General features: G+C 33.3%; 10 protein-coding genes. 4 read left to right on the top strand and 6 right to left on the bottom strand.

The genetic code is table 11. The annotated features are described in order from the left end of the window. Position 1: 1 nt before the first annotated feature. From ACHRV0_RS19025 to ACHRV0_RS19015, 3 genes are all read right to left on the bottom strand, one after another. Positions 2-532: a DUF3347 domain-containing protein gene (locus ACHRV0_RS19025; protein WP_395442090.1), complete on the bottom strand. Its 531-nt coding sequence runs from the start codon at positions 530-532 to the stop codon at positions 2-4. 151 nt (positions 533-683) lie between these two features. Beyond that, the gene (locus ACHRV0_RS19020) at positions 684-1,070 is read right to left on the bottom strand and encodes a hypothetical protein (RefSeq protein ID WP_395442089.1); all 387 of its coding nucleotides are present in this window, start codon (positions 1,068-1,070) and stop codon (positions 684-686) included. Between the two features lie 71 nt (positions 1,071-1,141). Further along, complete coding sequence (locus ACHRV0_RS19015; RefSeq protein ID WP_089054110.1) at positions 1,142-1,975, bottom strand: AraC family transcriptional regulator; 834 nt, start codon at positions 1,973-1,975, stop codon at positions 1,142-1,144. A 102-nt stretch (positions 1,976-2,077) separates the two neighbouring features. Between ACHRV0_RS19015 and ACHRV0_RS19010 the strand changes: the two genes are divergently transcribed. The 4 genes from ACHRV0_RS19010 to ACHRV0_RS18995 all read left to right on the top strand — a co-directional run bounded on the left by ACHRV0_RS19010 (position 2,078) and on the right by ACHRV0_RS18995 (position 10,503). Further along, the gene (locus ACHRV0_RS19010) at positions 2,078-3,244 is read left to right on the top strand and encodes an MFS transporter (protein WP_395442088.1); all 1,167 of its coding nucleotides are present in this window, start codon (positions 2,078-2,080) and stop codon (positions 3,242-3,244) included. A gap of 615 nt (positions 3,245-3,859) precedes the next feature. Further along, positions 3,860-7,090: a SusC/RagA family TonB-linked outer membrane protein gene (locus ACHRV0_RS19005; RefSeq protein ID WP_395442086.1), complete on the top strand. Its 3,231-nt coding sequence runs from the start codon at positions 3,860-3,862 to the stop codon at positions 7,088-7,090. 17 nt (positions 7,091-7,107) lie between these two features. Next, the gene (locus ACHRV0_RS19000; RefSeq protein ID WP_395442085.1) at positions 7,108-8,901 is read left to right on the top strand and encodes a RagB/SusD family nutrient uptake outer membrane protein; all 1,794 of its coding nucleotides are present in this window, start codon (positions 7,108-7,110) and stop codon (positions 8,899-8,901) included. 27 nt (positions 8,902-8,928) lie between these two features. Continuing rightward, a complete protein-coding gene (locus ACHRV0_RS18995; RefSeq protein ID WP_395442084.1) occupies positions 8,929-10,503 on the top strand; it encodes a DUF5123 domain-containing protein in 1,575 nt (524 codons plus the stop codon). Between the two features lie 93 nt (positions 10,504-10,596). Here the strand turns inward: ACHRV0_RS18995 and ACHRV0_RS18990 are convergent, their stop codons facing one another. From ACHRV0_RS18990 to ACHRV0_RS18980, 3 genes are all read right to left on the bottom strand, one after another. Next, entirely contained in the window at positions 10,597-11,169 is a 573-nt protein-coding gene (locus ACHRV0_RS18990; RefSeq protein WP_395442083.1) for a pentapeptide repeat-containing protein, read from the bottom strand. 33 nt (positions 11,170-11,202) lie between these two features. Further along, entirely contained in the window at positions 11,203-11,403 is a 201-nt protein-coding gene (locus ACHRV0_RS18985) for a hypothetical protein (protein ID WP_164975030.1), read from the bottom strand. A gap of 71 nt (positions 11,404-11,474) precedes the next feature. Further along, positions 11,475-12,395, bottom strand: coding sequence for a helix-turn-helix domain-containing protein (locus tag ACHRV0_RS18980; RefSeq protein WP_395442082.1), 921 nt, complete (start codon positions 12,393-12,395; stop codon positions 11,475-11,477). Position 12,396: the final 1 nt, after the last annotated feature.

Here is a 12,396-nt window from a genome sequence, read left to right as displayed (position 1 = left end):
TTTATTTGATAGTTTCTACTACGTTTCCGCAAGTTAGCATTGAAGAGCCATAATATGGATTTTTAACCGCTTTTTCTTTGCTTAACCAATCAGCATCAGCCATTGGGCAATGTTGTTTGTAAACAACTTCATTAGATTTTGAAACTTTGATTAAATCATAAGTACTTTTAGTAAGCGATTTAAAAGTTTCACGTTGTTTTTTAAGATCGCTGGTTGTAGAAATGCTTTTTGCATCAGCAGTCATTTTTTTTACCGCTTTCATCCAAACATTATGTTCGTCATTTTTCAGTTTGTCCATTTTAACTTCTGTAATGGCGACTAATAAATCTTTAGCTTTCGCCGAAGTTAATTTGGCATCACTTTTTATTAAAGCGTCTTTTACTGCAAAATAAGCGTCATAAACAGATTGTAATTGATTTGAATCAGCAATTTCTGTTGCAGTTGGTTCTGTTGCGATTGTATTGGCTTGCGCAAAATTTATAGAAAATAATAATGCGATTGCTAGTGCTATTGTAGATGTGAAATTTTTCATTTTTTCTAAATTTGATAAAAAGGATTTTAATTTTCCTTTTCAAGTTTACTATGTTTTTTTAAGTCTCGATATTAAGTTATTTGCGTCTTTTATATGAAAAACCATAGATTGGAGGTTGGTTTAGACCCAATTATGGCTGTCGCAAATACAATTAATTTATTTTGGGCAGGAGCCAAATAGAAGTAAAACCATCTGAAATAGCAGCGGTTTTGTGAAACGAGATTGATTTCTCGGTAGAGAAATTAAACAAATTAGTATCAAATTCAAATTCATTCAAAGCGATCAAACTAAACGATAAAGCAGTTGGTGTGCATCCAGAGTGATCACATTTTCCGTTACAGCCATGTTGATCTTTTTTAGGACTTTGATCTTTTTTACAGCACTCTTTCTTGCAAGTATCAAGGTTTTCCTTTTTTGAAGAAGTGCTTTTTTCATGTGAAGTTTTTTCAGAAGAGCGTCCACAAGCATAACTCTCAGCTGATATCAAAAAGATACCGAGAGTTACGAATAGATATAATATGTGGATTTTTTTCGTCAATTACAACTGTTTTAGAAGTACAAATTTAAAGAAATTTTTTAAGAGCACCTATATATTTAAGATTTTGAATGTTACGTTTTTTTAAAATCTGTGGGATTCATGTTTTTTCTCTTTTTGAAATAATTAGATAAATGACTTTCATCTGTAAAACCGAATTCGTACGCAATTTGTTTAATTGGTAATTGATTGTTGTGAATTCTTTTTTCTATTAAAGTAGTTCTCAGATTATGAATATAATCTCTGTAACTGATAGAAAAAGTTCTTTTAAAATAGGCGCTGAAATAGGTTTGCGCTATGTTAAAGTGATCTGCTATGACTTTAATTTGAACAAGTTTTGGCTGGTAAATATTTTGATGTATATAAGTTGCAATTTGTTCATTGTCGATATGAGCCGATTTCATTTGCAAGTTCATTCCCCTGATTGTTTCTTTAATCAAACCAAATATGGAAAGAATTTGATAAAAGACAATAGGCGAAGTAGTAACATCTATTTTGCAGTTGTAAGCCGTAATGTTTTCGACTGTATTTTTTAGAATCGTTTTACAAGGATCGTCTAGTTTTAAAACAGTTTCTTTTAAAAGTTTATCCCGCATAAAATCTTCTGGCGTATGTAGAAGTAAATCATCACAAAAAAGATTTTTATTAGAGTTAAAATAGTTATCAGTAAACTTGATATATACAAATCGAGTTGTTTTTTTTATGTCAAAGTAATGCTTGTCTTCTGGCGAAATTACAAATAAATCACCTGATTTATAGGGAAGTAAGTTGTTGTTCAAATGATGAACTCCGTTTCCTTTTTTAATGTAAATGATTTCGTAATAGGTATGTGTGTGCGGAGGCAGGTGAAATTTGTCATCTTCAAATTCATCAATAACCAAAGTTTTGAATTGATTTAATTTTGGCATAACTTAAATTTACAAGTTTATATCACAAATGTACAATTTTCATTCAGACGTATAGTGTTAAATTTGCAGTATAGAAAATCTATTCCTTTCTTATAAAAACAAATGAAAAAAAGTCTTATTGCGCTCTCATTTGGAGGCTTAACTATTGGTATTACAGAATTTGTAATGATGGGTCTGCTTCCAGATATTGCTTCAAATATGAAAGTGTCGATTCCAGTTGCTGGATATCTTATTTCGGCATATGCACTTGGTGTTGTTATTGGAGCACCTTTACTAGTAATCCTTGGAAGAAACTTTCCGCCCAAAAAAATGCTCTTAATTTTAGCATTAATGTTAACTGTTTTTAATGCCTTGTCAATTATTGCTCCAACCTATAACTTTTTGTTTGCTTCGCGATTTTTGTCTGGTTTACCGCACGGTGCCTTTTTTGGTGTAGGTGCTGTAGTAGCAAGTCGTTTGGCTGATAAAGGAAAAGAAGCTCAAGCAATTGCTATTATGTTTTCGGGTTTAACCTTGGCTAATTTAATTGGAGTTCCAATAGGAACTTATATAGGACATCACTTTTTATGGCGTTATACTTTTGTATTAATTGCAATTGTTGGACTACTCACTTTTCTATTGATTTATTTCTGGATGCCGAGTTTAGAAAAAGGAGAGACGGTTAATATGAAAAAACAATTGGAATTTTTCAAGAAAACTGAAGCTTGGCTGATTATTGGAATTACAGCAATTGGTTTTGGAGGATTGTTTGCTTGGATTAGTTACATCGCTCCCTTGTTGATTAATGTTTCTAAATTCTCTGAAGGTGATGTTTCGTCTATTTTAATTTTGGCTGGACTTGGAATGGTAGTTGGAAATTTTGCAGGCGGTAAACTGGCTGATAAATTTTCACCCGCGCCAACCACATTGGCTTTACTGTTTATTATGTCAATCGATTTGATTTTGGTTTACTTTTTCTCTTCAAATCAATATGTGTCGTTGTTTTTGACATTTTTAACTGGATGTATTTCTTTTTCGGTAATAGCGCCAATTCAAATGCTTATGATACGAACTGCCAAAGGTGCTGAGATGATTGCTTCTGCTGCGCTTCAGGGAAGTTTTAATATCGGGAATGCTTTAGGAGCGTTTTTAGGCGGACTGCCTTTAACAGCTGGTTATAGTTATGCTTCGCCAAATTTAATAGGAGTGGCAATGTCTGTTATAGGAATGCTTATAACGATTACTTTAATAAGAGCACATAGGAACAACTTGAGACTTCAAAGGATCTAATTATTTCCTGTTTTTTAATTCTATTTAAGCCCTTAGATATTTTCTAAGGGTTTTTTTATGGCTTTATGTTATTTGTGTTGAGGTCGAAAAGTGTTTAATGTTTTAAAAGTTTATCTCGAGTATTTTACTGCTGTCTTTTTGTAAAGAAAAACTTTGTAAAAAAAGAAGAGCGATATAAAGTTCGGTTTTGTGCTTTCTGTTTTTTAAATGTTAAAAACACACTTAAAAATATCTTAAATTGTAAACATGTAATCGATTGTTTTTTTTGGAAAATCGCAAGGAATTTTAAAATTATAATAATATATTTAATATTTATACATCAATTAAATTACACATATTGTAGAAAAAGTCGATTTTATTTTGCTTATATAATTTTTATTATGAAATTTTTATGAATTTTAATTTTTTGTATAAAAAAAATATCTATGTTTGTGCAATCGATTACAATTTTTTCAAGCTGTTAAAAAAACTTTAGATTTTAATAGTAATAAAACAGATAAAACCTTTTATTTTATTGAAAGAAAAAGAAAAACGTTTGCAAAAGCTGTAATTGTAAATTAAAAAGAAACCACAAAAAACCACTTTTAAAACAATTAATAACTTAAACAATCAACCATGAATTTTAATGATTTATTAAACAAAGGAACAAATCGTTGCTTTGCTGTTGTTTTCTTATTGTGCTTACTGATGGGCAATCGAGCGCATGCTCAGACTGTGACATTAGAAGGAACTGTTAAGGATGCGGCAGGACTTTCTCTGCCGGGAGTTAATGTTCTTGAAAAAGGGACAAAGAATGGAACTTCGACAGATTTTGATGGACACTACAAGATTAAATTAACAAATCCGAAAGCAGTTTTGACTTTTTCTTTCATAGGATTTGTAACTAAAGAAGTTTCGGCAGGAGGTAAGACTAAGGTAGATGTATCGTTAGTTGAAGATGCTAATAATTTAAATGAAGTTGTTGTGATAGGTTATGGTACTGCAAAAAAATCTGATTTAACAGGTGCAGTTGCTTCAATTTCAGGAAATGAATTGAAAAAAGTACCCGTTTCTAATATTGCAGAAGCTTTAACAGGACGAATTGCAGGGGTTCAGGTTGTTTCAACTGAAGGTTCTCCAGATGCAGATATTAAAATTAGAGTGCGTGGTGGCGGATCTTTAACACAAGATGCTTCGCCTTTAATAATTGTTGACGGTTTTCCTGTAAATAGTATGAGTGATATTGCGGCTTCAAATGTTGAGTCGATGACGGTATTGAAAGACGCTTCTTCTACAGCAATTTATGGATCAAGAGGAGCAAATGGTGTTATTATCGTAACTACTAAAACTGGTAAAGACGGAAAAATGGCAGTAAGCTATAATATGTTTTATGGTATGAAAACAATGGCTAACGACATTGATGTTCTGCCTACAGAAGATTTTGTGAAATGGCAGTATGAATATGCTTTACTTGAGCAAAAAGATAAAACTATTTTAAGTAATCCAACATCTTACACTAAGTATTTTGGAAACTGGGAGGATCGTGATTTATATAACGGTGTAAAAGGAACAGACTGGCAAAAGCAAATTTATGGTCGTCGCGGTGAAGTAAATAGTCGTGATTTAGGAATTCGCGGAGGTACTGAAAAATTGAGTTATAATTTTAACTATGCGTATTACGATGAGAAAGCCATTATGGTTGGTTCTGATTATAAAAGAAACAACTTATCACTTGCATTAAAGAACAAAGCAAGTGATAAAATCGATCTTGGTTTTACAGTACGTTATTCTGATACAAAAATAAATGGAGGAGGAGCTAATGAACAAAATGAAGTTTCATCTCTTGACAGCCGTTTGCGTCATAGTGTTGGGTATTCACCAATTCCAATGCCGGGATTAACAACAGATAATGATGATCAAAGTGTTAACAGTTATTTAGTGAATCCATTTTTAGCGATCTCAGATAATAACCGTCAACAATTTAGAAAAAACTATAATTTATTAGGAAGCTTTGGTTGGAAGCTTGCTCAAAACCTAAAATTTCAAAGTGATTTAGGATTAGACAATTTTAATAATACAGATTATCGTTTTTACGGCTCTTCGACTTATTTTTCAAGTACTGCTAAAGTTGGGGCAGGAAAACCAGGAATGGTGATGAGCGATCGTAAAGATGTTCGTTTTAGAAATGCGAATACACTAAACTATGATTTTAAAAATATCTTAGGAGCAAACCACCATTTGACAGCGCTTTTAGGAGAAGAAATGATTACTACTACTTCAAATACTGTAACTACAACAATTTTAAACTATCCTAAATTCTTTAATTTAGATCAAGCAAAAAAATTAACAACTCAAGGAACTCCTTTTTCAGTTGATAATTTTTATAGCCCTGATGATAAGTTACTTTCATTTTTTGGACGTTTAAATTATGATTATAAAGATCGTTATTTATTGACTGCTTCTTTCCGTGCAGATGGTTCTAGCCGATTTTTAAACAGCAACCGTTGGGGTTATTTCCCAGCAGCAGCAGCAGCTTGGAAAATTTCTGAAGAAGATTTCTTAAAAAATGCTTCTTGGTTAAGTCTTCTTAAATTAAGACTGAGTTATGGTGAAGCAGGAAATAACAATATTCCTGTAGGGCAAACAGTTCAAAGTTATCAATCTAACACAAACTCTTATATAAATGGTTTTGATAGCTATTGGGCGCCATCAAGTGTTTTGGCAAATCCAGATTTGAAATGGGAAACTACTGTTACACAAAATATTGGTCTTGATTTTGGATTTTTCAAGAATCGCCTAAACGGTACTTTCGATGTGTATAAAAATGTAACTAAAGATCTATTAATTGAGTTTCCAGTAGGAGGTACAGGCTATAAAACGCAGTACAGAAATATGGGTGAAACACAAAATACAGGTTTTGAAGCTACAGTGAACTTTATAGCAATTGAAAAGAAAAATTATGGCTTAAACTTTTCTGTAAACGTTGGGGTTAACAAAAATAGAATTAACTCTCTTGGAGTAATGGATAATTTTGGAGTAAATACTAACTGGGCATCAACAGATATAGGTAATGATTATGCTGTAAATGTAGGTTCGCCAATGGGATTAATGTATGGTTATCAAAGTGCTGGACGTTACGAAGTTTCAGATTTTGATTATGTTGGAGGAAAATACACTTTAAAATCAGGTGTTGCTGATGCAACTAGTGTTCTTGGCGCTTTACAACCAGGAATGATGAAGTTAAAAAATACTGATGGTTCTGCTGATAATAAAGTTACAGCATCAGATCAAACTATTATTGGTAATTCTAATCCAAAAAGTACAGGAGGTTTAGTTATTAATGCAAATGCTTATGGTTTTGATCTTACTGCTGCTTTCAACTGGACAATTGGAAATGATATTTATAACGCTAATAAAGCTGAGTTTTCTACATCAAACAGAAACGGGCAATATAAAAACTTAAGCACTGAAATGGCTGATGGTGTAAGATGGACAAACTTAGATCCTGCTTCAGGACAATTGGTTACAGATCCTGCACAATTAGAAGCGCTTAATGCTAATACAACAATGTGGTCTCCTTATATGCAGAAATTTATGTTTACGGATTGGGCGGTAGAAGATGGTTCTTTCTTTAGATTGAATACGCTGACTTTAGGATACAGCACTCCAGAATCGTTCACATCTAAACTTGGAGTGAGTAAATTAAGATTTTATTTTACAGCAACAAATGTTTTTATAATTACAAATTATTCTGGTCCAGATCCTGAGGTGTCAACAAAAAGAAAAACACCACTAACACCGGGAGTTGATTATTCAGCATACCCGAGAAGCAGACAATTGGTTTTTGGTTTAAACCTTAATTTCTAATTTTAAAATTTATCAAAATGAAACATAAAATAATAATAGCAGGTTTAATTATCTCAGGTTTATTGACGTCTTGTCAGGATTCTGCCGATGATTTTTTTGATACTCCTGCACAGTCAACATTAGATGAGCAGCTTATTTTTTCTACACCAGGATTGGCAAAAGGAGCAGTTGATGGAATAAAAGTATCGTTTGGAGAAGAGCAATCTTATAGAGGAAGACTTTTGGCTTATCAAGGATTAAATACAGATAGTGAGTGGCTTTTAGCATCTTCAAGTGATAATGCTAAATCTGATTTAGTAGTTTATGATGCTAAGGCAGATAATACCGAAATGAATTCGCCAAAAAATGCTTGGGCAATGATGTATGAAGGAATTGAGCGTGCCAATTTATGTATCAGAGGAATTCGTGCCTATGGTAATCCTTCTACAAATGCTGAAATGGGGCAGTTGTTGGGCGAAGCATTAACATTACGTGCTATTTACTATGCTGATTTAGTTAGAAACTGGGGAGATGTTCCTGTACGTTTCGAACCTGTTTCTACTAATACTATTTATATCCCAAAAACGGGGCGTGATGAAATTTATAAGCAATTGATCGCTGATTTAGGAGAAGCTTCAACTTTGGTAGCTTGGCCTAATGCGACTTCTGCAACTGCCAGTACAGAACGTGTAAATAAGGCTTTTGTAAAAGGATTTAGAGCTAGATTAGCTATGATGGCAAGCGGTTATCAGCAATATCCTGACGGAGTAAGAAGAAGTAATGATCCAGAGCTTTCAGTAGCTGCCATGTACAAGTTAGCACTAGAGGAATGTCGTTCAGTTATTACAAGTGGAACTGCACGTTTAGAACCAACTTTTGAGGGACTGTGGAGAAAATACAATCAAGAAAATACAACTGCTGGTGGAGAATCTCTTTGGGAAATTCCTTTTGCTGATTCTAGAGGAAGAATGCTGTTTACTTTTGCGGTGAGACACGACGCTGTTGATCAATTTCAAGCTATGGGAGCCAATAAAGGAGGAGTTAACGGACCATTGCCATTTGTTTTTTATGACTACGATCAAGCTGATACTAGAAGAGATGTAACTTGTGTTCCTTATAAATGGGGCGCTGCCGTAAATGGTAAATCAAAACAAGAACTTACAGATTTACAGACTTGGTATTTTGGTAAATATCGTTTTGAATGGATGAAACGTATTGCCAGCGCGCCAAATGACGATGGTGTAAACAAAATTTATATGCGTTATGCAGAAGTGCTTTTAATTGCGGCTGAAGCGGCTAACGAATTAGAAGGAGCAGGATCTGCTGCGGTTTACCTAAAAGAAATTCGCCGCAGAGCATTTGCTCCAGCAAATCAAGCTGTAAAAGTAGATGCTTATGTAGATCAATTGACAAGTAAAGATGCGATGATGAATGCTATTATTGAGGAAAATAAATTAGAATTTACAGGAGAATTAGAACGTAAATATGCATTGATCCGTTGGAATTTACTAAAAACAAAATTAGACGAAGCTAAAGTTAAAATGGCAGATCTAAAAGCACGTACTGGTAAATATCAAGATGTGCCTAAAACATTGTATTACAAATATCAAGATGACGGATTTACATTAGATATTTACGGTTTAAATCGAGGCGAAACTCAAGCCCCAGTAGGTTATACTTCAAAAAGCTGGGATAAGCTGGAAGACAATAAAATAACCACTTTATACAAAGCCGGAGTAAATCCAGATAAAAGACAATTTTGGCCAATCTGGCAGACATTTATTGATGGAAGTAATGGGAAATTAGTAAATGACTGGGTTTTTGGAAACTAATAATAATTAATTGATAGTAATATAATTATGAAAGCAAAATATATATTTAAGGGCTTGCTGACTGTGTTTTTATTAGCAGTACTAAGCGCCGGCTGCGAAAGTTACAATGAAGCAGTCTTACAAGACATCGGGGCAGATAGAGCATTTTCTCCGGTAGCACTTACAGCAACAATTAGAAATCAAACTACAGTCGAATTGAACTGGACTGTCAAAGAGGATGCAGATCATTATGTAGTTGAATTTAGTGCAGATGATACTGAATTTAAAACCATTTTTAAAACCGTAAATGTAGCACCAAAAGAACTGCCGGTTCAAGTTGCATTAGAAGGAGAAACAGTTTATTCTATTAGAGTGAAAGCTGTAAGTTCAGCAGGAGTGGCAGATTCTAAATGGACAGTTACAAGTGCGACAACATTAACCGAGCAAATTTTATTTCCAGTTGCTGACGCTGATATTGAAGCAAAAGAAGTGACTTTAAGATGGACGCCTAATAGTTCAGTTACACAAATTTCTGTTATGCCGGGCAATATTACACATGCTATTACGCCGGCAGAAAAAGCAGCTGGAGTTGCTAAAGTAACAGGTTTAACAGGTGAAACTAATTATACAGCAACTTTATTAAATGGAACAAAGAAAAGAGGCGTTAGAACCTTTACTACTGGAATTGATATTGGAACTGGAATCTTAGTGAAACCAGAAGACGATTTAAATGCAAAAATAACAGAAGCGGCTTCTGGGGCAATTCTAGTTTTAATGCCGGGAGATTACAACGTTTACAAAGGAGATATAATTGTAAATAAATCAATTACCATAAGAGGATTACGCCCTGCTGATAAACCAAAGCTGCACGTTAAATTCACATTAAACTCTGGAACAGCTGATTTTTCATTAATTGATTTAGAGTTAGATGGAGCAGGAGTAGGTGATTTCAGCTTTATCACTATCAATACAGCGTCTGCAATATATGAAGATATCTTAATCAGCGGTTGTTATGTTCATGATTATCTAAGAGCTTTAGTTTACGGAAGTGTTAACGCTGCAAAAGTAGCTTCGTTTACAGTAGAAAATAGTGTAATTAAAAACGTAAGTACTAACCAGCAAGCTGAAACAATAGATTTTAGAAATACATATGTGGCAAGTGTAGTAGTTAAAAACAGCACATTTGACTCTTGTTCAATCGGACGTGAATTTATTCGTATCGATAATGCAGGATTAACGGGTACAGGTTTAACATCAAATGTATTAATCGACAGCAGTACTTTGTATAATGTTTCAAGTAACGTAGCATCAAAAAGAATTTTATATCTTCGATTTGGAACTAATACCTCTACGGTGAAAAATACAATAATTGCAGGAACAACAGCAATTTATTCAAACCAAAACGGAACAGGAACGCCTACAACTCCGCCAACATTTGTATCAAATAACTACTTTAATGCTAGTTTGTTGTATACAGTAGGAGCGGCAGCAATAACGGTTGATAAATCTGCAACATACACAACGTTAGACCCACAATTTACAAGTGCGGCAACAGGGAATTTTACAGTTAAGAATCAAACATTAATTGATAATAAAATAGGAGATCCACGTTGGAGACCTTAGTTTGTATTTAAGTTTTAGTTAGAAAAGGGATGTAATTTTATTTTGCATCCCTTTTTTTATTTAGACAATGGTATTTTCATAAAGGACGAAAAATTATTCAATTTCCAAATCAAATTTTTCTAATAATCCGGCAAGCGCAGCGTGCGAAACTTTAGTTTTTTTGATCTTATTTTCAGATGGATCAAAAGCATAATTCTTAGACGTTCTAAAATCAGTTTTTTCTAAAATACAATCCTGAAAAGTAGCATTGGCTAGATCACAATTTTTAAAAAGAGACAAAGACAAATCGGTATTCGAGAAATCGACATCTTTTATAGAGCAGTCAACAAAATTAGTTTTCTTTAGTTTTTTGTAAATGAAAGTCGAATAATCTAAAAGACAATCTTGAAAATTCATTGAAAATAAAAAGCTGTTACTGGCGCTAAAATCTAATCCCATTAATTTACAGCCAATGAAATTGATGTTTTTTAATCCCGTATTTTTAAGAATCGCCAACGAAAGATTACAGTTTTTAAAAGTAGAATCTAGAAAATCATTATGACTTAAATCGCTTTTAGAAAAGTTGCAATTGATGAATTCGCAATTTACAAATTCAGTATTCGATAAACTTTGATCAGAGTAATCGATAGTGTCAAAAGTTCGGTTTTGGTATAATTTAGATTCCATAAAATATGTGAAGGCGTTATAAATATTTAAGTTTTATTCTAATTCAATGCAGTCAAAAACAGCATTATTAAGAATTAAATTAGGAATGTCAAGTTCGCTGTCAATTCTCAAAATATTATCACAGTCTTCGAGATCAAAATTCCATAAGGTATCAGGCAGTAATTCGTGAAGCAATGCAGAAGCCGACTCAAATTTTGAAGTGCTGTCTACAGAAGTTTTAAATACATAAATCATAATTTGCATTTTTTGAAGAGGCAAATTTCTGAAAAAAGCAATCGTGTTTAATAGGATTCAATAATCAATAATTAGGATTTATCAATCATTTTTCGGTATTGAATAGGAGTAATTCCTTCATGTTTTTTAAAGAAACGGCTAAAGTACGATTGGTCTTCGTGACCTACTTGTATAGCGATTTCACTTACAGAAAGTGTCGTTTGAAAAAGCAGATATTTAGCCTCAAGCAATATGGTTTCATCAATCCATTTGGCTGCAGATTTGCCCGTAACAGTTTTTACCGATTTGTTTAAATGGTTTGGAGTAACATTTAGCAGAGATGCATAATAATGAACCAAATGCTGTGTCTTAATGTTTTGGTGAATCAGTTCCTTGAACTTATTTGTAATAACCTCAGCAGCCGAAATGTTTTTGGAAACTTTAATCGAATTTTTGTTCATTTCATGAAACAAGGCAATTAAATACGATTGCACAATATTTAAATTTGCAGTTGTCGTTTCAGAATATTCTTTTTGAAGTCGGTTTAAAATGGTCACGACATCAGGCACATCCTCTGGAGTCAAAGTAACTTTAGGGTTGCCGGAAATTTTCAAAAAATCAAAATCATTCAGCATTTCCCGATTACCATATTTCCCAATTAAAATATCAGGATGAAATTGACAGATATAGCCATTATGTGCATTGTTGATGTTTTTTATTGAAAAAACTTGACCTGCAGGAACAACAATAATTTCATTGGAAACCGTTTGGTACTCTTCGTATCCCGACTTCATAATATGTGAACCTGAGCTTACAAAAATTAAAGTATGACAGCTGTGTTTGGAAGGAGGAACAGGATACCGCAAACGCATCATTTCTTCCATTTTTAAACAGAAAAAATGATCCGAGTTTGACCTGAAAAGAACATGCATCGGATTGTCCTCGCCTAAAAATTTCTCTCTAAATCCCTTTGCTTCGTATGTTTTTACATTTTCATCTGCCTTTGTTTTCATA

The organism is Flavobacterium sp. FlaQc-30 (assembly GCF_044005885.1).
Lineage (GTDB): Bacteria > Bacteroidota > Bacteroidia > Flavobacteriales > Flavobacteriaceae > Flavobacterium.
Note: the sequence above shows the minus strand (reverse complement) of the source record. Positions and strands in the feature narration are given on the sequence as shown.

Excerpts from the sequence above, each read along its gene's own strand:
- ACHRV0_RS19025 (WP_395442090.1), bottom strand. The coding sequence starts at position 532 with ATGAAAAATTTCACATCTACAATAGCACTAGCAATCGCATTATTATTT.
- ACHRV0_RS19015 (WP_089054110.1), bottom strand. The coding sequence starts at position 1,975 with ATGCCAAAATTAAATCAATTCAAAACTTTGGTTATTGATGAATTTGAA.
- ACHRV0_RS19010 (WP_395442088.1), top strand. The coding sequence starts at position 2,078 with ATGAAAAAAAGTCTTATTGCGCTCTCATTTGGAGGCTTAACTATTGGT.
- ACHRV0_RS19005 (WP_395442086.1), top strand. The coding sequence starts at position 3,860 with ATGAATTTTAATGATTTATTAAACAAAGGAACAAATCGTTGCTTTGCT.
- ACHRV0_RS19000 (WP_395442085.1), top strand. The coding sequence starts at position 7,108 with ATGAAACATAAAATAATAATAGCAGGTTTAATTATCTCAGGTTTATTG.
- ACHRV0_RS18995 (WP_395442084.1), top strand. The coding sequence starts at position 8,929 with ATGAAAGCAAAATATATATTTAAGGGCTTGCTGACTGTGTTTTTATTA.
- ACHRV0_RS18990 (WP_395442083.1), bottom strand. The coding sequence starts at position 11,169 with ATGGAATCTAAATTATACCAAAACCGAACTTTTGACACTATCGATTAC.
- ACHRV0_RS18985 (WP_164975030.1), bottom strand. The coding sequence starts at position 11,403 with ATGATTTATGTATTTAAAACTTCTGTAGACAGCACTTCAAAATTTGAG.
- ACHRV0_RS18980 (WP_395442082.1), bottom strand. The coding sequence starts at position 12,395 with ATGAAAACAAAGGCAGATGAAAATGTAAAAACATACGAAGCAAAGGGA.